The sequence below is a fragment of the Paraburkholderia sp. A1BS-2L genome (assembly GCF_051125205.1).
Lineage (GTDB): Bacteria > Pseudomonadota > Gammaproteobacteria > Burkholderiales > Burkholderiaceae > Paraburkholderia.
This window is the reverse complement of the sequence record NZ_CP120428.1, coordinates 2,884,357-2,905,586: the sequence shown is the minus strand read 5'-3', so window position 1 is coordinate 2,905,586 and position 21,230 is coordinate 2,884,357. Positions and strand designations below refer to the sequence as shown.

At 66.1% G+C, this 21,230-nt stretch carries 13 protein-coding genes and 2 pseudogenes; 12 read left to right on the top strand and 3 right to left on the bottom strand.

Translation table 11 applies throughout. The features are described 5' to 3' along the window. Nucleotides 1-6 precede the first annotated feature (6 nt). On the bottom strand, nt 7-2,493 hold the full coding sequence (locus tag P5W98_RS13205; protein WP_421024910.1) for a penicillin-binding protein 1A: 2,487 nt from the start codon (nt 2,491-2,493) through the stop codon (nt 7-9). Between the two features lie 326 nt (nt 2,494-2,819). Between P5W98_RS13205 and pilM the strand changes: the two genes are divergently transcribed. The 8 genes and pseudogenes from pilM to ugpQ all read left to right on the top strand — a co-directional run bounded on the left by pilM (nt 2,820) and on the right by ugpQ (nt 11,038). Then, nucleotides 2,820-3,842 (top strand): type IV pilus biogenesis protein PilM, encoded by a 1,023-nt coding sequence (gene pilM / locus P5W98_RS13200; RefSeq protein WP_421024909.1) that lies wholly within the window; start codon nt 2,820-2,822, stop codon nt 3,840-3,842. Next, complete coding sequence (locus P5W98_RS13195) at nt 3,839-4,537, top strand: hypothetical protein (protein ID WP_421024908.1); 699 nt, start codon at nt 3,839-3,841, stop codon at nt 4,535-4,537. The genes pilM and P5W98_RS13195 overlap by 4 nt, the downstream gene beginning before the upstream one ends. Further along, nucleotides 4,534-5,430 (top strand): hypothetical protein, encoded by an 897-nt coding sequence (locus tag P5W98_RS13190; protein WP_421024907.1) that lies wholly within the window; start codon nt 4,534-4,536, stop codon nt 5,428-5,430. Before P5W98_RS13195 ends, P5W98_RS13190 begins: the two co-directional genes overlap by 4 nt. Then, nucleotides 5,427-7,097 carry a type IV pilus secretin PilQ gene (locus P5W98_RS13185; protein WP_421024906.1) on the top strand — a complete coding sequence of 557 codons (1,671 nt, stop codon included), beginning with the start codon at nt 5,427-5,429 and terminating at the stop codon, nt 7,095-7,097. Before P5W98_RS13190 ends, P5W98_RS13185 begins: the two co-directional genes overlap by 4 nt. Nucleotides 7,098-7,248: 151 nt before the next feature. Continuing rightward, on the top strand, nt 7,249-7,803 hold the full coding sequence (gene aroK, locus P5W98_RS13180; RefSeq protein ID WP_421025280.1) for a shikimate kinase AroK: 555 nt from the start codon (nt 7,249-7,251) through the stop codon (nt 7,801-7,803). 42 nt (nt 7,804-7,845) lie between these two features. Further along, nucleotides 7,846-8,928, top strand: a complete 1,083-nt coding sequence (gene aroB / locus P5W98_RS13175; RefSeq protein ID WP_421024905.1) for a 3-dehydroquinate synthase — start codon at nt 7,846-7,848, stop codon at nt 8,926-8,928. 186 nt (nt 8,929-9,114) lie between these two features. Next, nucleotides 9,115-10,245, top strand: a pseudogene (locus P5W98_RS13170) (deoxyguanosinetriphosphate triphosphohydrolase); the annotation flags it as partial. A gap of 31 nt (nt 10,246-10,276) precedes the next feature. Beyond that, entirely contained in the window at nt 10,277-11,038 is a 762-nt protein-coding gene (gene ugpQ, locus P5W98_RS13165; protein WP_421024904.1) for a glycerophosphodiester phosphodiesterase, read from the top strand. A gap of 90 nt (nt 11,039-11,128) precedes the next feature. Here ugpQ and P5W98_RS13160 read toward each other — a convergent pair whose 3' ends face one another. Together P5W98_RS13160 and P5W98_RS13155 are read right to left on the bottom strand one after the other, a co-directional pair. Then, nucleotides 11,129-11,506, bottom strand: coding sequence for a DUF883 family protein (locus P5W98_RS13160; protein WP_421024903.1), 378 nt, complete (start codon nt 11,504-11,506; stop codon nt 11,129-11,131). A gap of 402 nt (nt 11,507-11,908) precedes the next feature. Then, nucleotides 11,909-12,628, bottom strand: coding sequence for an OmpW/AlkL family protein (locus P5W98_RS13155; RefSeq protein ID WP_421024902.1), 720 nt, complete (start codon nt 12,626-12,628; stop codon nt 11,909-11,911). A 188-nt stretch (nt 12,629-12,816) separates the two neighbouring features. On the opposite strand from P5W98_RS13155, the pseudogene P5W98_RS13150 reads away from it, so the two are divergent. The 4 genes and pseudogenes from P5W98_RS13150 to thpR form a co-directional block, all read left to right on the top strand. Beyond that, nucleotides 12,817-13,506 (top strand): annotated as a pseudogene (locus P5W98_RS13150) (transposase); the annotation flags it as partial. Between the two features lie 650 nt (nt 13,507-14,156). Continuing rightward, nucleotides 14,157-18,857 carry a glutamate synthase-related protein gene (locus P5W98_RS13145; RefSeq protein ID WP_421024901.1) on the top strand — a complete coding sequence of 1,567 codons (4,701 nt, stop codon included), beginning with the start codon at nt 14,157-14,159 and terminating at the stop codon, nt 18,855-18,857. Nucleotides 18,858-18,976: 119 nt separating this feature from the next. Further along, entirely contained in the window at nt 18,977-20,443 is a 1,467-nt protein-coding gene (locus tag P5W98_RS13140) for a glutamate synthase subunit beta (protein WP_421024900.1), read from the top strand. Nucleotides 20,444-20,672: 229 nt separating this feature from the next. Then, a complete protein-coding gene (gene thpR, locus P5W98_RS13135; protein WP_421024899.1) occupies nt 20,673-21,230 on the top strand; it encodes an RNA 2',3'-cyclic phosphodiesterase in 558 nt (185 codons plus the stop codon).

Below are 21,230 nucleotides of genomic sequence, written 5' to 3'. Positions count from 1 at the left end.
GCGTGCTCAATGGCCGCGGAACAGATTCATGATGTCTTCCTTCTCCTTGGCGTTGACCTGCTCGGGCGCCGAACCTGCGCCTGCCTGACCGCCCATGCCCGCGGCGCCGCTCGTCTGGGCGTCGAGCGCGGCCTGGCTGATGCCGACCGTCGAGACGAAGCCGTGGCCCGGCGTGGCGTCGGCGTAATAAAGCTCGTCGCCGAGGGTGACGATGCCATCGGGCATCGGCATCTTGTATTCGGGCACGCCGTTGAGCGCCTTCTGCATGTATTCGATCCACACGGGCAGCGCGAGGCCGCCGCCGGTTTCCTTGTCGCCGAGGCTGCGCGGATTGTCGTAGCCGATCCATGCGATGGCCGCGAGCGTGTGCTGATAGCCCGCGAACCAGGCGTCGCGCGAGTCGTTGGTCGTGCCGGTCTTGCCGCCGAGGTCGGTGCGCTTGAGGACGTTCGACTTCGCGCCCGTGCCGCGCTGGGCCACGCTCTGCAGCAGGCTGTTCATGATGTACGCGTTGCGCGGGTCGATCGCGCGCGGCGCGTTCTGGCCTGCCACGAGCGGCTGCGCCTGCGCGACCACCATGCCGCGCTGATCGGTGACTTCGGCGATCAGGTACGGATTCACGCGATAGCCGCCGTTGGCGAACACCGAATACCCGCCCGCCATTTGCAGCGGCGTGACGAGACCCGCGCCGAGCGCCATGGGCAGATAGGCGGGATGGCGCTCGGCGTCGAAGCCGAAGTGCGTGATGTATTGCTGTGCGTACTTCGTGCCGATGTGGTTGAGGATGCGGATCGACACGAGGTTCTTCGACTTCATGAGCGCGGTGCGCATGGTCATCGGGCCGTCGAAGCCGCCGCCGTAGTTCTTCGGCTCCCACGCCTGGCCACCCGTTTCGGCGGCGCTGAAGAAGAGCGGCGCGTCGTTGATGATGGTGGCCGGCCCGAGCCCCTTGTCAAGCGAGGCCGAATAGATGAACGGCTTGAAGCTCGAGCCCGGCTGGCGCCATGCCTGGGTGACGTGGTTGAACTTGTTCTTGTTGAAGTCGAAGCCGCCCACCAGGGCGCGGATCGCGCCGTCTTGCGGCACGACCGAGACGAACGCGCCTTCAATCTGCGGCAACTGTGTGATCGACCATTCGCCGGCGCTGCTTCCCGCGCTGTTTGCGGAGCTGTTAGCGGCGTTATGTCCGGCGCTATTGCGCATGATACGGATGATGGCGCCCGGGCGAATGCGCTGGTTCGGCTGCGCGCGCGCGCTCAGGTTGTATTGCGCGAAGCGCAGGCCGTCGCCGGTGATGGTGGCCGTGTTGCCGTCCATGAGGGTCGCCTGCACCTGCTTCGGGCTCGCCGAGGTGACCACGGCCGCGACGAGCTCGCCGTTGTCGGGGTGCTCGAGCAGCGCGTCGTCGATGGCCTGCTCGCGGTCGTCCGCGTCGGCGGGCAGTTCGATGAACGCTTCGGGCCCGCGATAGCCGCGCCGCCGCTCGTAATCGAGCAAGCCCTTGCGCAGCACGCGATAGGCGACATCCTGATCGGCCGAATCGATGGTCGTGACGACGCTCAGTCCGCGCGTGTACGCCTCTTCGTGATACTGGGCGTACATCATCTGGCGCACCATTTCCGCTACATACTCGGCGTGCACGCTGAATTCCTTGCCCGCACCCTTGACGACGAGCGGCTGCTGCGCGGCCGCATCGAATTGCTGCTGGGTGATGTAGTGCAGTTCCAGCATGCGCTCGAGGATGTACTCCTGGCGCACCTTGGCGCGCTTCGGATTGACGACCGGGTTGTACGCCGAGGGCGCCTTGGGCAGACCCGCGAGCATCGCGCATTCGGCGAGCGTGAGATCTTTCAGATCCTTTCCGAAGTACACGCGCGCGGCGCTCGCGAAGCCGTAGGCGCGCTGTCCCAGATAGATCTGATTCATGTACACCTCGAGAATCTGATCCTTGGAGAGCTTCGACTCGATCTTGTAGGCGAGCAGCATCTCGTAGATCTTGCGTGTGTAGGTCTTCTCGCTCGACAGGAAGAAGTTGCGCGCCACCTGCATGGTGATCGTGCTCGCGCCCTGCGAGGCGTGGCCATTGGTGAGCGCGACGAAGCCCGCGCGCGCGATGCCCGTGAGGTCGACGCCGCCGTGCTCGTAGAAGCGCGCGTCTTCGATCGCGAGGATCGCTTTCTTGAGGTTATCGGGCACGTCCTGGATATGGACGATATCGCGCCGTTCCTCGCCGAATTCGCCGATCAGCACGTGGTCGCGCGTATAGATGCGCAACGGCACCTTCGGCCGATAGTCGGTGAGCGCGTCGAGCGACGGCAGGTTCGGGGTAGCGACGATGAGCGCATAGCCGAGCACGAGCGCCGCACTGGCGGCCGCGCCCACGATCAGCACGGCAGTGCCGATGAGCAGCTTGAGCCACCACGGCCGCTTGCGTTTGGGCGGCGCGGGCGGCGTGGACGGCGGAACGGATGAGGGAGGCAGAGCTTCGTGCATACGGACACCGGAAAAACAGTCCCGCGATTATAGCCGCCTGCCCAGGCGCGCTTTCGGAATGCTTACGCCGGATGGGCGAGGCCGGGTGGGAGCGAGGCGAGCGGGACGGCCACGCGGCATAGACGCACTCTAGCCGTGTCTCGCATGTGCGAGAAGATCGTATGACGGTCGCAGTCGGTTGTATTCGGTTGTACCGGTCGACACGAAGCCACGGCATGCACGGATTGGCCATCCGGACGAGTGTGCGCGGCAAGCGCCGCTTCGCACAATTTCCCCCTGAGCGCGTCACGAATGGTTCGCGGCGCGACGCACATGGGAGGAATGCGATGAGCTTGCTCAATCCGCTGTTGCTGGGTGCGCGCCGCTTTGCTGCGGGCGTCGATGTGGGCGCGCGTGGCGTCACGCTGGTTGTTCTGAGTCAGCGGGTGTTCGGCGGCGGGCCGTTGCGCATCGAATGGCTGGGCCGTGCGCCGCTTGCGCGCGAGGCGCTCTCGGGCGCCGAGATCGTCAATCGTCAGGCGCTGGCAGGCGCGCTGCAGGAGGTGTTCGGCGCGCTGCCATCCGCTTGTGCGCAGGCCACTCTGCGTTGCTCGATGGCGCTGCCCGCCGGCGCGACGCTGCTGGCATCCATGCCGCTCTCGCGGTTGGCGTCTGTGGAGGGGAGCAGCCGCACCGGCGGGATGGACCGGCCGGACATTTCAGGCCTTTACGCCGAGCTCGAGCCGCTCGTGCTCGCCGAGGCGGAGCGCGTGTCGGGTGTCGAGCGCGCCGAGCTGGCGGTGGATTGGCGTGTGGGCCCGCTTGCACTGGAGTGCGGCGTAGCGTCCGCGCACGAAACCCAGGTGACGATTGCGGCCACGGCGCGTGCCCATCTGGAGGCGCGCATCGAATGCGCGGCGATGGCGGGCGTCACGCTATGCGCCGTAGACGACGAGGCGCATGCGGCACTGCGCGCGATGCGTCATGCCGCTGAGTTCGAGTTGTCGCCGCACGAGGCGTGGGTGGCGTTGTGGATCGGCGCGGACGGCGTGCACGGCTGGTTCGTTGCCGAAGAGACCGTTGTGCGAACCATGCGTTTTCCGGCGCTGGAGCACGCCGATCTGGTCGAAGCGCTGCGCGATCTGGCGGGCGACGGGCAAACCGGCTGCACGTTCGTGGCCGGCGACCTCGGCTTGCTGCACGGTGCGCATCTTTCGCTCGCCGATATCGGCGATGTGCTCGGCACTCCTGTGCTGCCGTTCGAGTGCGCGCCGCTCGCAGACATTGAACACCCACTCGACGCCAATCTGCTGCACGACCCGTCGTGTGCCGTCGCGTTCGGCCTCGCCATGCGCGGGGTGAGCGAATGAGCTTGCGAGCGGGTAGCGTGCGCGAGCAGAGCGCCGTGCCGGGAGCGTGGAGCGGTGGATTCAACTTGCTGCCATGGCGGCCCGCCGCGATGCGGCGTTTGCGCCGTCGCCGCGCGTTCGAGTGGCTGGCGGCGTTGACCGTAGGCTGTGCATGCGGCAGCGCCGTAGCCGGATGGCAAATGTTCGAGCGCACGCGAATCGAGGTGCGCAGCGAGGCGGTAGAGCAACAATTCGCACGGTTGGCGGTGCCGCTGGAGCTTGCGCGCAAGCTCGAACGCGAAGCCGAGAGGCGCCGCGCCGCGCGTTCCGAAGCGCAGCAGCGGGCGAAGCCGCTTTCACACGTGTTTGCGCTCATAGATGCGTTGTCGGGGGCGCGCACGGTGGGCGTGACCCTCGAGCAGCTTGCGCAACGCGCCGAAGAATCGGAGTTGCACGCAAGCGCGTCCGACGAGGCGGCAGCCGCGGCATGGCTCGCAAGCCTGCACGCGATCCCGGGAGTCGAGGCCGTCGACGTGCGCGAATTGAAGCGTGCACAGGAGCCTGGGCTCATGCGCGAGCGCGTTCCGCCTGGTGCGTCGCGCGGCATGGTGCCAGCCCGTGCGCCGATTCGTGTGGCCGTGCGGCTGATGTGGAAAGGCGCGGCGGCGAAGGCGGCCAGCACGGCGCGTAGCGTGAGCGCGAAGGAGGCGAAATGATGGCCGCGCTGGCGATGCGCGCCCGCCCGTTTGGGCGCGAAAGCACGCACGGCGGCGTGTTCTCCACGCGCTTGCGCGGCTGGCGGCCCATACACGCGTGGAGCGGCCGGCGCCGCGCCGTGGTCGCTGCGGTGCTTGGTGTGCTCGCTATGTGTCTGGTGAGCGGCGCGTGTGTGGTCCTGGACGTGGGCGGCGTGCAGGCGACGCAATCAGCGCTTGCCGATGCCCATGCGCGACTCGCGGGCGCGCGGCAAACACTGGCGCGCCTGCCGCCTTTGCAGCGCGACGCGCAAGACGGGCCGCAGCGCGAGCGCGAGGGCAGCGCCGCCGGTGATATTCGCGGCATCTCGCAGCTCGCGGCGCAGGCCGGGCTCGTGCTGATCGCGCTCGAGCCAGCGGCTTCGGGCAGTGCCCCGGCACCGGCGTTCCGCACGACGAAGCTGGTCGCGCTGGGTAGCTTCGGGCAATTGTCGGCCTTCCTCGGCGGACTAGCGACGTTGCCCGAGCTTGTGGTGCCCAGCGAACTCTCAGTCAGGCGCAGCGGAGGCAGCCTCGCGATCTCGGCCGTGCTGCAGGTGTTCGACGGACTGCCCGCTGCTGCCTTTGTGCGCAATGGCGACGAAGGCGGCACGCTTGCCGATCCGTTCGGAAGTGGGTTCCCCGGCGTTCAGGGCGCTGCGGGGATACAGGGCGACGCTGCGATGCGTTTGTCCGGCATGCTGGTGGAGCGCGGGCGAGCCGTTGCACTGGTTGAAACCGCCGAAGGCACGGTGGCCGTGCAGACCGGCGCCACGCTTGCGGGCGCACGGGTGTCGAGCGTGGATCCGGTGCGCATCGTGCTCTCGCTCGATGGCGCGACGCATACCTTGGGCTGGGCGGAGGACACCAAATGAAATCCCGGCAATCGGTGTGTTCTGACGAAAGCCGGCTTCGGGCCCCGGAGCGCCTCACGATCCATTGGCTGAGCTGCGTGCTTGCATCGATGGCGCAGGCAGTGCCCATCGCACAGGGCGCTGTGCCGCCACCGCTGCCGGCGTGGCGCCAGGCTGCCGCGCCGGTGGCGCGTTATGAGGCGCCGCCGCTGCCGCCACAACCACCGCTCGGTGCTGGCGGAACGGGCGGGGAGTCCGCTGCTCCGCCAGGCTGGGTCGCGAATCCGTTCGCGCCCGAAAACGGCGCAGATAATGCTTCGCTACCCGGTGCTGCCGAGGGTGAGGGCGGCGATCCAGTAGCGCAGCGTGCAGCAGTGCCGGCTGCGCCCGAGGCGCCGCCACCGCTCGAAGGGCCACCCGTGCCGCTGCGTCCACCTGCCCGCTTGAGCGGCGCAGCATCGGACGATGATGGCCTGCCGCCCGATCGCCCGATTTCGCTCAATTTTCAGCGCGCGGAGCTCACGGCTGTGCTGCACGCGTTCGCGCAGTTCACGAAGCTGAACATCGTTGCGAGCGAGCGCGTGCGTGGCCAGGTCACGCTGCGGCTCGATCGTGTGCCATGGCGTGCCGCATTCGATCTGCTGCTCGTGTCGAACGGCCTCGCCATGGAGCGCACAGGCCGTGTGCTCTGGGTCGCGCCTGCGGCAGACATGGCGGCGCGTGAGCGGCAGCTATTCGAAGCGCACGCGCGCGCCGCCGAACTGGAGCCGCTTGCGAGCCGCACGTTCGAGCTTCAGTACGCGCGCGCCGAGGACCTGCGCCGGCTCCTCACCGGCTCGGGCACGCAGCGCGCGCTCTCGAAGCGGGGCGCTGCCGTGGCGGACACGCGCACGAATCTGCTGTTCATCACGGATTTGCCGGCGCGTCTCGACCAGATCGCGCCGCTCATCCAGCGCCTCGATGCGCCCGCGCGCCAGGTGCTGATCGAGGCGCGCATCGTCGAAGGCGACGAAGGTCTGTCGCGCGAGCTGGGCGTGCGGCTCGGGCTCTATCCGACCAATCCAGATGGCGTCCCGCGCGGGCTGCACGGCGATGCGGTCGGCGCGGTCTACGACTTGCCTGCAGGGCCGCTCTCCGGTTTCGACGCCGCCCAACTCGGCCTCACGCTGCTGGCCGCGCGCGCGACCCGCCTGCTCGACATCGAGTTGAGCGCGCTAGAAGCCGAAGGGCGAGGGCGCGTGGTATCCAGTCCACGCGTCGTGACCGCTGACCGCACCAAGGCTGTCGTCGAGCAGGGCACCGAGTTGCCGTATCAGGCGAAAGTCGGACAGGGCGTCTCGGGCGTGCAATTTCGCCGCGCCACGCTGAAGCTGGAGGTCGAGCCGCAGATCACGCCGGATGGCCGCGTGATTCTCGATCTCGACGTGGCCAAGGACAGCGTGGGCGAGCAAACCGCCGCAGGGCCGGCGATTCACACCAAGCACGTGCAGACGCGGGTGGAGATCGAGGACGGCGGAACGGTCTCGATTGGCGGCATCGATGCGACCGATGACCGGGACGATGTGACGCGGGTGCCGCTCCTGGGCAAAATACCGTTATTGGGCGCGCTTTTTTCGCATCGCGCGCATCGTGACCGACGCAGCGAACTGGTGGTGTTCATCACGCCGCGCGTGGTCAGCGGAGATTGAACGATGCGCGCGGGCGTAAGATGCTGGGTTTGGTCTCAAATTAATGCAGCGCCGCGAGGACTCCCGAAAAGGGCCGGACCGTGGGCGCTGCAGGCTCGACAACGCGGCCGCTTTGCCAGTAAGCTGCGGCACCAACCTTTCGTAGGAAACGCTGCAAGTGCGGGACGCAAACGCCAATGTATTTTTCGTAGGGCTCATGGGCGCCGGCAAGACGACCGTGGGCCGGGCGGTCGCGCGTCGGCTTGAGCGTCCGTTTTTCGACTCCGATCACGAGATCGAGGCGCGCACGGGCGCGCGCATTCCGGTGATCTTCGAGCTGGAAGGCGAAGCGGGCTTTCGCGAGCGCGAGGCGCACGTGATCGACGACCTCAGCGCGCGCGAAGGCATCGTGCTGGCGACGGGCGGCGGCGCGGTGCTGCGGCCCGAGAACCGCGCGGCGCTCAAGGAGCGGGGTTTCGTGGTCTATTTGCGCGCGAATCCGCACGACCTCTGGCTGCGCACGCGCCGCGACAAGAACCGGCCGCTCCTGCAGACCGAAGACCCCAAGGGGCGGCTCGAAGCGCTTTACGCGCAGCGCGATCCGCTTTATCGCGAGGTCGCCGACTTCGTGATCGAGACCGGCCGCCCGTCCGTGAACGGCCTCGTCAACATGGTGTTGATGCAGCTCGACATGGCCGGCGTCGCTCGAACCCCGGCGAGCGAGTAGGGCGTTCCTGCTCGTGTCACCCACCCTGAACGAATGCCTCGCATGATTACCGTCAACGTCGAACTGGGCGACCGCGCCTACCCCATCCACATCGGCACCGACCTCATTGGCCAGACGGCGCTGTTCGCGCCACATATCGCCGGCAAGTCGGTGACCATCGTGACCAACACGGTCGTAGAGCCGCTTTATGGCGACCAGTTGCGCGCTGCGCTCGCGCCGCTCGGCAAGGACGTCCACACGGTCGTGCTGCCCGATGGCGAGGCGTACAAGAACTGGGAAACACTCAACTTGATCTTCGACGCGCTGCTTACCGCGCGCGCCGACCGCAAGACCACGCTGATCGCGCTGGGCGGCGGCGTGACCGGCGACATGACGGGCTTCGCGGCCGCCTGCTATATGCGCGGCGTGCCGTTCATCCAGGTGCCCACGACGCTGCTCTCGCAGGTCGATTCGTCGGTGGGCGGCAAGACCGGCATCAACCATCCGCTCGGCAAGAACATGATCGGCGCGTTCTATCAGCCGCAGGCCGTGATTGCCGATATCGGCGCGCTGCGCACGCTGCCGGCGCGTGAACTCGCGGCGGGCGTGGCCGAGGTCATCAAGACCGGGGCGATCGCGGACGCCGAATTCTTCGAATGGATCGAGGCGAACGTGGCGGCGCTCAACCGCTGCGAGCCGGAGGCGCTCGCGCATGCGGTGAAGCGCTCGTGCGAGATCAAGGCATCGGTGGTGGCCGCCGACGAGCGCGAAGGCGGCTTGCGCGCGATCCTGAATTTCGGGCATACGTTCGGCCATGCGATTGAAGCGGGCCTCGGCTATGGTGAGTGGCTGCACGGCGAGGCCGTGGGCTGCGGCATGGTGATGGCGGCTGATCTTTCGGTGCGTCTCGGCATGCTCGACGAAGCGTCGCGCGAGCGGCTGGTGCGCGTGGTGAAGGCGGCGAATCTGCCCATCGTGGCCCCGGCGCTGGGCGCGGCGCGCTATGTCGATCTCATGCAGGTCGACAAGAAAGCCGAGGGCGGCGCGATCAAGTTCATTCTGCTCGAGCGCTTCGGGAAGACGCATATCGGCCGCGCGCCCGACGAAGCCGTGCAGGCGACGCTGGCCGCCGCCGTGAAGGGCTGATTCAAGGGCCTGAAGCTGGCGGCCTGAGCTTGCGCGGCCCGTGCCCGAGAGGCCGCGGCCGCCCCAGATGCGATCCTTGCGGAGGAACCGTTGAGCGACACCCGCAGCGACATTAGAGGCGAACATCCCGGTGAGCGCGCAGGTCCGGACGGCGTTCACGCGCCGGGCGTTGTCGGTGTGCCCGTCGATCTCGAAGCGGGACTCGCGTCCTACGCGGCACGTTCCGCGCAATCGCGTGGCCGCCGGTTCGCCGAGCCGCCGCCCGCCGCGCGCAGCGAGTTTCAACGCGACCGCGACCGCATCGTCCATTCCACAGCGTTCCGGCGGCTCGAATACAAAACTCAGGTGTTCGTGAACCACGAGGGCGATCTCTTTCGCACGCGGCTCACGCACAGCCTCGAAGTCGCGCAGATCGCCCGCTCGGTCGCTCGCAATCTGCGCGTGAACGAGGATCTCGTCGAGGCCATCTCGCTCGCGCACGACCTCGGCCATACGCCGTTCGGCCATGCGGGCCAGGACGCGCTCAACGAATGTATGCGCGGGCACGGCGGCTTCGAGCACAACTTGCAGAGCCTCGCCGTCGTTGACGAGCTCGAGGAGCACTACGGCGCGTTCGACGGCCTGAATCTGTGCTTCGAGACACGCGAAGGCATCCTCAAGCACTGCTCGCGCGAGCACGCGCGGCAGCTCGGCGAACTGGGCGAGCGTTTCCTGCTCGGGCGCCAGCCTTCGCTCGAAGCGCAGATCGCCAACATCGCGGACGAAATCGCCTACAACAATCACGACGTGGACGACGGGCTGCGTTCGGGGCTCCTCACCATCGAGCAGCTCGCCGAGGTCGACCTCTGGCAAATGCACTACGAAGCCGCGCGCGCCGAGTACCCGCAAATAGAGGGGCGGCGCCTCGTGCATGAGATCGTGCGGCGCATCATCAACACGCTGATCGTCGACTTGATCGACGAGACGAGCCGCAATCTCGCGAGGCTCGCGCCGCAATCGCTGGGCGATGTGCGCGCTGCGCCGCCCATCGTCGCGCACAGTGAGCGTGTTGCAGCCCAGGCCGCCGCGCTCAAGCGGTTTCTGTACCGTAACCTGTACCGGCATTACCGCGTGATGCGCATGGCGAACAAGGCGCAGCGCATCGTGAAGGGTCTTTTCGAGGCGTTTTCCGACGATCCGCGCTTGCTGCCCCCCGCGTACCAAACCCATGACGAAGCCTCGCAACCGCGCCAGATCGCGCACTACATCGCGGGCATGACCGACCGTTATGCCCTCAAGGAATACCGGCGCCTCTTCGTCGTGTCCGACGAGGTTTGAGCGCCCCTGTCTTGAATCCGGAGTCCAGACGATGAATAACTGGCCGTATCCGCGCGTTGCCGCGCACCGCGGCGGCGGTACGCTCGCACCTGAGAACACGCTGGCGGGCCTGTGCGTCGGCGCCGGGTTCGGACACACGATGGTGGAGTTCGACGCCAAACTGTCGGCCGACAACGTAGCGTTCCTGCTGCACGACGACACCGTCGAGCGCACCTCGAACGGGCGCGGCGCGGCGGCGCAACTGCGCTATGCGCAGATTGCGGCGTTCGATGCGGGCAGCTGGTGCGATTCGCGCTTCGAAGGCGAGCACATGCCGACGCTCGCCGAGGTGGCGCAGTGCTGCCGCGAGGAAGGCCTGGCGGCGAATGTGGAGATCAAGCCGTGTCCGGGGCGGGAGGCGGAGACGGGCCGTATCGTCGGAGCGGAGACGGCGCGGCTGTGGCGGGCGTCGGGGCAAGACAGGTCCGCAGTACAGCCGCTGCTTTCCTCATTTTCGCCCGAGGCGCTCGCGGCGGCGCGCGATGCCGCTCCGGATCTGGCGTGCGGCCTGCTCGTCGAGCGCGTGCCCGACGACTGGCGCGAGCAGACGGCCGCACTCGGTTGCGTTTCGCTGCATGCGAGTCACCGGCATCTCGACGAGGGACTGGTTCACCGCATCAAGAAAGCCGGCCTTTATATTCTCGCCTACACGGTGAACGACCTCGAGCGCGCGCGGCTACTCGTGAGCTGGGGCGTGGACACCATCTGTACTGACCGCATCGACCTGATCGGGCCGCACGCGCTCGACGGATAGCACGGTTTCAGGCACGCCTGAGGGGTGCCGGGCCGGTCGCAAGCCCATCGGTGCGCAACCCCGGGCGAGCTTGCGGCGCGCAGTGCGACTTCAGCGCAGGCGCGAAAGCAGCGCGCCTGCGACCAGCGCGACGCCGCCTACGATGGCGAGGGCTTGCCACGGGTTGGCATGCACGTAGTCGTCGGCCTGGGCCATGGCTGCGTCGGTGCGTTCGCGCGCGGAAGCGCGTGCAACTTCCAGGCGCTCGCGTGCCGAATCCAGACGCTTGCGAATGTCGGCGCGCAGCGCGGTAGCGTCGGCTTGCGTGCCTTCACCCAGCGTCGTTTCCAGTTCGGCGAGCAAATCCCGCAGTTCTTCGGCGATGTCGGCGGCCGCGTTGCGGCCGTGGCGCGCCATGCGGCGCGCATGGCGGCCCGTGCGCGTCCAGGATTCTCCGATGGCGTCTCGCGTGTTTGGAAATGCGCTCATGAATGACTCCGTCGTTTAAAAACACAGGGGGCCCGCCGTGCCTGCGTCCTAAAAGCGAGGCGCAGCGGGCGGAGGGCTTCAAGTATTGCGCATTTCGGGTGCCCGACGCGCCCAGGTGTACAGGCGGGATTACGCTTAGGCTCGCCGGCAAGACCCGCCTGGCGGGGCTTCGCGGCCCGCGAGCGGGGGCTGGAGAGCAAATCGGCGCATCTTGTTTGCGACAAATGATTACGGGGACAGCACGGATTTTCCGAGAGGCATAGAATCAAGAAAAGCCAATCGAGATGTAGGAGATAGTCGCCGTTGATGTAGGAGGCGCCGCCCTCCGTCGGTTACCGTGAGGGCAGGACGGAGAGCAGAGCCAGGAAGGCTGGCGCGGGGTGTTCCGAAGCGCGCGGGCGCTCAGAAGTTGTAGCCGACCTTCAGGAAGGTGACGAGCGGATTCAGGTGGATCTTGGCTTCGGAGCGTCGTTGGGTGCCCAACTGGTTGGCGACGGTGGTATCGAACGTGGCGATCACACTGACCGGGATGTACGAGAGCGAGAAGCCAGCGAACCAGTGCTTCGTGAAGTTGTAGTTGAAGCCCACATTAAATACGGGCGCCCAGGAACGATCCGTCGAAACACTGGTCGGACCCCCAAGTACGCCTTGCTCGAATGTGGGGTTCGTGATTTTCGCGTCGGTGAACCACACATACGTGAAACCGATGCCGGCGTAAGGACGGAATTTTGCTTCAGGCGTGTTGAAGTAGTACTTGAGCAGCAGTGCCGGGCTCCACAGGCGCGCTTCGCCAACCTTGCCGAACTGGTTGAAGCTGCCGCCGCCGTAGAGATCGAACTTCGGCGGAATGCCCAATTCGGCTTCAGTTGCGATGTGGTCGGTAACGAAGTAGCCGAAGGAGAGACCCAGTGTGTCGGACGAGCTAATGCTGGCGCCTGTGTTCGGAATGGCGAGGTTGACGGGCCTGCCTCCCGCGCTGTCGATTTTGAGCGGGTCGCTGCTGTCCTGCGGCGCGAAGTGGAACCATCCGGTTGTAACGTAGAAGGTGTTGGCCGATTGTGCGTAAGCCCCCGACACGCAGGCGAGTGCGGCGGTGGCTGCCAGCGCCTGTTTTAATTTCATATATGTGCTCCTCCATGAAAGGCCCGCTCATTATGAACACAACGTTTGCAACAAACCATACACGACCGTTAGAGCTTTTTCCCTAAGCGCCGCGAGCGTTCCGCTCAAGCCGGCATGCCCGCGAAAATGAGTGCTGGCGCGGCTTGGCGGGCATGCGGGTATTCACTAACGTACCAGGAAAATCGAGCATGGCACGGCTTGCACGTCTTTATGTTCCCGACCAGCCGCAGCATGTGATTCTGCGCGGACTGGACCAGCAGCCCGCGTTCGTCGACGACCAGGATTACGAACTGTTCATCGACTGCCTGAAGGCGGCGGCGCGCGATCATCATCTGGCGGTTCACGCCTGGGTTTTGATGCCCGGTGCGGTGCAACTGCTCGTCACGCCCTCTGACGAATCGAGCCTTCCCAAGGCGATGCAGGCGGTCGGCAGACGCTACGTGGCGCATTTCAACCGCCGCTATGCCCGGCGCGGCACGCTCTGGGAGGGGCGTTATCGCGCCACGGTCATCGAGGGCGAGCGTTTCTTCCTGCTCGCGAGCCGCGTCGTCGAGCTCGCGCCGGTGCGCAATCACCTCGTGACGGCAGCGGAAGACTACCGATGGTCGAGTTATCGACATCACATCGGACTCACGGTGGATAGCCTCATTACCGACCACCCGCTGTACTGGGCGCTCGGCAACACGCCGTTCGAGCGCCAGCGCGCCTATCGCGAACTCTGCGAGCAGCCGTTCGACGAGCGCGAGACCACGCAATTGATGCAGGCCACGCTCAAAGGCTGGGTGCTCGGTAGCGATACCTATCGCGAGTGGGCTTCGCGCTCGGCGAACCGGCGCGTCTCGCCGCTGCCGCGCGGTCGGCCGCGCAAGGTGCGCGAGACGCCCGCCGCGTCTGCAGCGGCCGGCGCGCCGGCCGCCAGTGCGGTTGGCGCAGCAGCCACCGCGGCCGCGGGCGGCAGCGCAGGGGCGCCGAACGTGTCACAGTCCCATGCTGGCGGGCAATCGAACCCCAATTATTCGCCGCCTGCTGGCGGGAATCCCGATGCGCATTCGGGAGGCCATGGCGGCACGCACGCGGGGAGTGGTTCCGGCGCAACGCCAGGGGCAAATACGGGTGGTGCGGGGGGGCATTCGGCGGGTTCGGCGTCGTCTGGCTCGGGCAGCGGCTCCGGTTCATCGCCGGTTCATCATGAGCGCAAGCCCGGCACAGGAACGCACTAATCCGCTTCCAGATCAAGGGGTTACCAGAAAAACGGCATCTTCGGGTGCCGTTTTATTTCGTCCGAATTAAATATGACCCCAATAAAATACGTGTGCGATGCACCATCTTGATAATTGGGGATCAATCATTAGGTTTTATTTGCATGTTCTTGATTCGTTGCGTATATTCGCCTTTCGGCTCTCCTGGACGCACAACGCGGGAAGCCAACATCGCCCGCGCAACGCCGTACAGCGGTCACGCAAGCGGCGGGAAACTAAAAAGTACGGAATCAACGGCCATCCCCTGGCCCCTCTTGGACGGTGTCCCCATGAACGATCACCTGCAGCGCGCCGCGGTGCCCGCCGCGCAAGGTCTGTATGACCCGCAAAACGAACACGACGCGTGTGGCGTCGGCTTCGTCGCCCATATCAAGGGCAAGAAGAGCCACGAAATCATTCAGCAAGGTCTGAAGATTCTCGAAAACCTCGACCACCGGGGCGCCGTGGGCGCGGATCCGCTGATGGGCGACGGTGCGGGCATCCTGATCCAGATTCCGGACGCGTTCTATCGCGAAGAGATGGCGCGCCAGGGCGTGACGCTGCCGCCGTCCGGCGAATACGGCGTCGGCATGATCTTCCTGCCGAAGGAGCACGCCTCGCGTCTCGCGTGCGAGCAGGAACTCGAGCGCACCGTGCGCGCCGAAGGCCAGGTCGTGCTGGGCTGGCGTGACGTGCCGGTCGACCATGCGATGCCGATCTCGCCCACCGTGAAGGCGAGCGAGCCGCTGATCCGCCAGATCTTCATCGGCCGCGGCAAGGACGTGATGGTCACCGACGCACTCGAGCGCAAGCTCTATGTGATCCGCAAGACTGCGAGCCACCGTATCCAGGCGCTCAAGCTCAAGCACGGCAAGGAATACTTCGTGCCGTCGTGCTCGGCGCGCACGATCGTCTACAAGGGCCTGCTGCTCGCGGGCCAGGTGGGCGTGTACTACCGCGACCTGCAAGACGAGCGCGTGGTCTCGGCGCTCGCACTCGTGCACCAGCGCTTCTCCACGAACACCTTCCCGGCGTGGGAGCTGGCTCACCCGTACCGCATGATCGCCCACAACGGTGAAATCAACACCGTGAAGGGCAATGTGAACTGGCTGAACGCCCGTACTGGCGCGATCGCCTCGCACGTGCTCGGCGACGACCTGCCCAAGCTCTGGCCGCTGATCTACCCGGGCCAGTCGGACACGGCTTCGTTCGACAACTGTCTCGAACTGCTGGTGATGGCAGGCTACCCGCTCGTCCACGCGATGATGATGATGATCCCGGAAGCCTGGGAACAGCACACGCTGATGGACGAGAACCGCAAGGCGTTCTACGAGTACCACGCCGCGATGATGGAGCCGTGGGACGGCCCCGCCGCGATCGCCTTCACCGACGGCCGCCAGATCGGCGCGACGCTCGACCGTAACGGCCTGCGTCCGGCGCGCTACATCGTCACGGATGATGATCTCGTCATCATGGCCTCGGAAGCCGGCACGCTGCCGATCCCCGAGTCGAAGATCGTCAAGAAGTGGCGCCTGCAGCCGGGCAAGATGTTCCTGATCGACATGGAGCACGGCCGCATCATCGACGACAAGGAACTCAAGGACAACCTCGCCAACGCGAAGCCCTACAAGAGCTGGATCGACGCCGTGCGCATCAAGCTCGACGAGATCGAGCCGAAGGCGGAAGACGTCGCCACGGCGCGCGCCGAAGCCGCTGCGCTGCTCGACCGTCAGCAGGCGTTCGGCTACACGCAGGAAGACCTCAAGTTCCTGATGGCGCCGATGGCGGCATCGGGTGAAGAGGCTGTCGGCTCGATGGGCAACGACTCGCCGCTGGCGGTCATGTCCAACAAGAACAAGACGCTCTACAACTACTTCAAGCAGCTGTTCGCGCAGGTCACCAACCCGCCGATCGACCCGATCCGCGAAAACATGGTGATGTCGCTCGTGTCGTTCATCGGCCCGAAGCCGAACCTGCTCGACACCAACAACATCAACCCGCCGATGCGTCTCGAAGTGTCGCAGCCGGTGCTCGACTTCAAGGACATTGCGAAGATCCGCGCGATCGAGCAGTACACGGGCGGCAAGTTCAGCAGCTACGAGCTGAACATCTGCTATCCGGTGGCCTGGGGCAAGGAAGGCATCGAGGCGCGTCTCGCGTCGCTGTGCGCGGAAGCCGTCGACGCGGTCAAGTCGGGCTACAACATCCTGATCGTCTCGGACCGCCGCGCGGACCGCGGCAATGTCGCGATTCCGGCGCTGCTCGCCACCTCGGCAATCCACTCCCACCTCGTGCAGCACGGTCTGCGCACGAGCACGGGTCTCGTTGTGGAAACAGGTTCGGCGCGCGAGACGCACCACTTCGCGCTGCTCGCCGGTTTTGGCGCGGAAGCCGTGCACCCGTACCTCGCGATGGAAACGCTCGCGCAGATGGCGCAGGGCCTGAAGGGCGACCTGTCGGCGGATAAGGCCGTCTACAACTTCACCAAGGCAGTGGGCAAGGGCCTGCTCAAGGTGATGTCGAAGATGGGCATCTCCACGTACATGTCGTACACGGGCGCGCAGATTTTCGAAGCGGTCGGCCTCGCGGACGACCTCGTGCAGAAGTACTTCAAGGGCACGGCATCGAAGGTGGGCGGCATTGGCCTGTTCGAAGTGGCAGAGGAAGCGATCCGCCTGCACCACGACGCATTCGGCGACAACCCGGTGCTCGCGAACATGCTCGACGCGGGCGGCGAGTACGCGTACCGCGTGCGCGGCGAAGACCACATGTGGACGCCGGACGCGATCGCCAAGCTCCAGCACTCGGCGCGCAGCAACTCGTACCAGACGTACAAGGAGTACGCGCATCTGATCAACGACCAGACGAAGCGTCACATGACGTTCCGCGGCCTGTTCGAGTTCCGCCTCGACCCGGCGCGCGCGATCTCGATCGACGACGTCGAGCCCGCCAAGGAAATCGTCAAGCGCTTTGCAACGGGCGCGATGTCGCTCGGCTCGATCTCGACCGAAGCGCACGCCACGCTCGCCGTCGCGATGAACCGCATCGGCGGCAAGTCGAACACGGGTGAAGGCGGCGAAGACGAGAAGCGCTACCGCAACGAACTGCGCGGCATTCCGATCAAGAACGGCGACACGATGCGCTCGATCATCGGCTCCGAAGTCGTGACGGACATCCCGCTGAAGGATGGCGACTCGCTGCGCTCGAAGATCAAGCAGGTTGCGTCGGGCCGCTTCGGCGTGTCGGCGGAGTACCTGTCGTCGGCGGACCAGATTCAGATCAAGATGGCGCAGGGCGCGAAGCCGGGCGAAGGCGGTCAGCTGCCGGGCCACAAGGTTTCGGAATACATCGGCAAGCTGCGTTACTCGGTGCCGGGCGTGGGCCTGATTTCGCCGCCGCCGCACCACGACATCTACTCGATCGAAGACCTCGCGCAGCTGATTCACGATCTGAAGAACGTGAATCCGGTTTCGTCGATCTCGGTGAAGCTGGTGTCGGAAGTGGGTGTGGGCACGGTCGCGGCCGGCGTGGCGAAGGCCAAGGCCGATCACGTCGTGATCGCCGGCCATGATGGCGGCACGGGCGCTTCGCCGCTCTCGTCGGTCAAGCATGCGGGCACGCCGTGGGAGCTCGGCCTCGCCGAAACCCAGCAAACCCTGGTGCTGAACCAGCTGCGCGGCCGTATCCGCGTGCAGGCCGACGGCCAGATGAAGACGGGCCGCGACGTGGTGATCGGCGCGCTGCTCGGCGCGGATGAATTCGGCTTCGCGACGGCGCCGCTCGTCGTCGAGGGCTGCATCATGATGCGCAAGTGCCACCTGAACACCTGCCCGGTCGGCGTCGCGACGCAAGATCCGGTGCTGCGTGCGAAGTTCTCGGGCCAGCCCGAGCACGTCGTGAACTTCTTCTTCTTCGTTGCCGAAGAAGTGCGCGAAATCATGGCGCAACTGGGCATCCGCAAGTTCGACGATCTGGTCGGCCGCGCCGATCTGCTCGACACCCGCAAGGGCGTGGAGCACTGGAAGGCGAAGGGTCTCGACTTCTCGCGCGTGTTCTACCAGCCGCAAGTGGGCGCCGAAGTCGCGCGTATGCACGTGGAATCGCAAGACCACGGTCTGGACCGCGCGCTCGATCACACGCTGATCGAGAAGGCGAAGGCCGCGATCGAAAGCGGCGAGCACGTCTCGTTCATCCAGCCGGTGCGCAACGTGAACCGCACGGTGGGCGCGATGCTCTCGGGCGTGGTTGCGAAGAAGTACGGTCACGACGGTCTGCCCGACGACTCGATCCATATCCAGCTGAAGGGCACGGCGGGCCAGAGCTTCGGCGCGTTCCTCGCACGCGGCATCACGCTGGATCTGGTCGGCGACGGTAACGACTATGTAGGCAAGGGCCTGTCGGGTGGCCGGATCATCATCCGTCCGACCAACGACTTCCGTGGCAAGTCCGAAGAAAACATCATCTGCGGCAACACGGTGCTGTACGGCGCACTCGAAGGCGAAGCCTTCCTGCGCGGCGTGGCGGGCGAGCGCTTCGCGGTGCGCAACTCGGGCGCGACGGCCGTTGTGGAAGGCACGGGCGACCATGGCTGCGAATACATGACGGGCGGAACGGTGGTCGTGCTCGGCGAGACGGGCCGCAACTTCGCGGCAGGCATGTCGGGCGGCGTGGCTTATGTCTACGACCCGGAAGGCACGTTCGCCGGCAAGTGCAACAAGTCGATGGTCGCGCTCGACCCGGTCCTGCAACAGGCCGAACAGGAACGCACCGTGGACCGCGCGCTGTGGCACGCGCGCGAAACCGACGAAGTGCTGCTCAAGGGACTCGTCGAGCGTCACTTCCAGTTCACCGGCTCGCCGCGTGCGAAGGCGCTGCTGGAAAACTGGGATGCGGCGCGCCGCCAGTTCGTGAAGGTGTTCCCGACGGAATACAAGCGCGCACTGGGCGAGCTCGGCGCGAAGAAGGCGAACCAGGAAGAGCTGGCCGCTTAGTTTTCGCGACGACGACGCCAAGACGAAGGAGCGCCCGCCGCGCGACATGAGTTACGACAACTCGCGCGGCGGCGGGCGCGGTCCCCTCACCGAATTAGATAGAGATAGACGAGAACCAAATGGGCAAGGCAACCGGTTTTCTCGAGTTCGAGCGCCAGCATGAGGCGTACGAAGCACCACTCACGCGCGTGAAGCACTACAAGGAATTCGTCGCGGCGCTCTCCGACGCCGACGCGAAGGTCCAGGGCGCGCGCTGCATGGACTGCGGCATCCCGTTCTGCAACAACGGCTGCCCGGTCAACAACATCATTCCGGACTTCAACGATCTCGTGTTCCGCCAGGATTGGAAGAGCGCGATCGAAGTCCTGCACTCGACCAACAACTTCCCCGAGTTCACGGGCCGCATCTGCCCGGCGCCGTGCGAAGCGGCGTGCACGCTCGGCATCAACAACGATCCTGTAGGCATCAAGTCGATCGAGCACGCGATCATCGACAAGGCCTGGGCTGAAGGCTGGGTCGCGCCGCAAGTCGCGAAGCACAAGACGGGCAAGAAAGTGGCTGTGGTCGGCTCGGGCCCCGCAGGCCTCGCCGTCGCGCAGCAGCTCGCGCGCGCCGGCCACGATGTGACCGTGTTCGAGAAGAACGACCGCATCGGCGGCCTGCTGCGCTACGGCATCCCCGACTTCAAGCTGGAGAAGTGGCTGATCGACCGCCGCATGCGCCAGATGGAAGCCGAAGGCGTGACGTTCCGCACCAACGTGTTCATCGGCAAGGGCGAATTGCCGGCGCACATTGGCAATACGGCCAAGCAGACCATCACGCCCGCCGAACTGAAGGAACAGTTCGACGCCGTGGTGATCGCGGGCGGTTCGGAAACGCCGCGCGATCTGCCGGTGCCGGGCCGCGAGCTGGAAGGCGTTTACTACGCGATGGAGTTCCTGCCGCAGCAGAACAAGGTCAACGCGGGCGACAAGCTGCCGGACCAACTGCTGGCCAAGGGCAAGCACGTAGTCGTGATCGGCGGCGGCGATACGGGCTCCGATTGCGTGGGCACCTCGAACCGCCACGGCGCGAAGAGCGTCACGCAGTTCGAGCTGCTGCCGCAGCCGCCCGAGGAAGAGAACAAGCCGCTCGTGTGGCCGTACTGGCCGGTCAAGCTGCGCACCTCGTCGTCGCATGAGGAAGGCTGCTCGCGCGACTGGGCGGTCGCTACCAAGCGCCTCGAAGGCAAGAACGGCAAGGTCGAGAAGCTGATCGCGGCGCGCGTCGAGTGGAAGGACGGCAAGATGGTCGAAGTGCCGGGTTCGGAGTTCGAAATGAAGGCCGATCTCGTGCTGCTCGCGATGGGCTTCACGCAGCCGGTCTCGCCGGTGCTCGAAGCGTTCGGCGTCGAGAAGGACGCGCGCGGCAACGTGCGCGCCGCGACCGAAGGCGAGAAGGCGTACTACACGTCGGTCGACAAGGTCTTCACCGCCGGCGACATGCGCCGCGGCCAGTCGCTCGTGGTGTGGGCGATCCGTGAGGGCCGTCAGTGCGCACGCTCCGTCGACGCGTTCCTGATGGGCAGCTCGGAGCTGCCGCGCTGAGATGGGTTGAGTAGATTCAAGCCGGCGAGCGATCCTCGCTGGCCGCAGTGGGCAACACGCAGTAAACACCGTCAAGCCGGGCCGCCTGTAAGGGTGGTCCGGCTTTTTTTCGCTGGCTTCCGTCGAGGTGGGCCGTCGCTGCGCGGGCCGGCGCAAGCGCATAAGGCCAGCAAACACTGGCAGGCGCGCTACCATGGGGCGGTTTTCCTCATCCCGAGGCCTGCCGATCATGTCCGAAGCCCGCGAGACCGATCAATGGCGGCGCTGCTTCGTCGCGCTCGCGCCCGATGTGCCTTCGCGCGACGCACTCGCCGCGCTCGACGTGCCGCCCAACGCGCGCCGGGTGCCGTATGCGCAGTTGCATCTCACGGTGGCGTTCATTGGCGCGATGTCGTTCGCGCAGGGCGAGTCGCTCGCGGCGCGCCTCGCCGAGCGTACGGTGCCGCCTTTGTCTCCATTCCCGCCCGCGTCCGTCACCAGGATCGAGTGCTGGCCGGGGCGTGCGCAGCCGCGCTTGATGGTGGCCGTGCTGGCCATGTCCGATGCGTTCACGGCGCTCGACTGGCGGGTGCGCTCCCTGATGGGCGAGGTGGGCTTGCCGCTCGATGCGCGCGCGTTCCGGCCTCACATCACGCTGGCGCGTTTTGCGCGCGACGCGCGCGGTGGGCCGCATGAGAACGGAGCGCCGGCGCTGCCGCCGTTGCGGTTTACTTCGCTCGTGCTGTATTCGAGCACGCTCGCGCGGCAGGGCGCGCGTTATGAGGCGCTCGCGAGCGTGGCGGTCTAA

What these genes read in the sequence shown, in the direction of transcription:
- P5W98_RS13205 (WP_421024910.1), bottom strand. Translation starts at nt 2,493, where the DNA reads ATGCACGAAGCTCTGCCTCCCTCATCCGTTCCGCCGTCCACGCCGCCC.
- pilM (WP_421024909.1), top strand. Translation starts at nt 2,820, where the DNA reads ATGAGCTTGCTCAATCCGCTGTTGCTGGGTGCGCGCCGCTTTGCTGCG.
- P5W98_RS13195 (WP_421024908.1), top strand. Translation starts at nt 3,839, where the DNA reads ATGAGCTTGCGAGCGGGTAGCGTGCGCGAGCAGAGCGCCGTGCCGGGA.
- P5W98_RS13190 (WP_421024907.1), top strand. Translation starts at nt 4,534, where the DNA reads ATGATGGCCGCGCTGGCGATGCGCGCCCGCCCGTTTGGGCGCGAAAGC.
- P5W98_RS13185 (WP_421024906.1), top strand. Translation starts at nt 5,427, where the DNA reads ATGAAATCCCGGCAATCGGTGTGTTCTGACGAAAGCCGGCTTCGGGCC.
- aroB (WP_421024905.1), top strand. Translation starts at nt 7,846, where the DNA reads ATGATTACCGTCAACGTCGAACTGGGCGACCGCGCCTACCCCATCCAC.
- ugpQ (WP_421024904.1), top strand. Translation starts at nt 10,277, where the DNA reads ATGAATAACTGGCCGTATCCGCGCGTTGCCGCGCACCGCGGCGGCGGT.
- P5W98_RS13160 (WP_421024903.1), bottom strand. Translation starts at nt 11,506, where the DNA reads ATGAGCGCATTTCCAAACACGCGAGACGCCATCGGAGAATCCTGGACG.
- P5W98_RS13155 (WP_421024902.1), bottom strand. Translation starts at nt 12,628, where the DNA reads ATGAAATTAAAACAGGCGCTGGCAGCCACCGCCGCACTCGCCTGCGTG.
- P5W98_RS13145 (WP_421024901.1), top strand. Translation starts at nt 14,157, where the DNA reads ATGAACGATCACCTGCAGCGCGCCGCGGTGCCCGCCGCGCAAGGTCTG.
- P5W98_RS13140 (WP_421024900.1), top strand. Translation starts at nt 18,977, where the DNA reads ATGGGCAAGGCAACCGGTTTTCTCGAGTTCGAGCGCCAGCATGAGGCG.
- thpR (WP_421024899.1), top strand. Translation starts at nt 20,673, where the DNA reads ATGTCCGAAGCCCGCGAGACCGATCAATGGCGGCGCTGCTTCGTCGCG.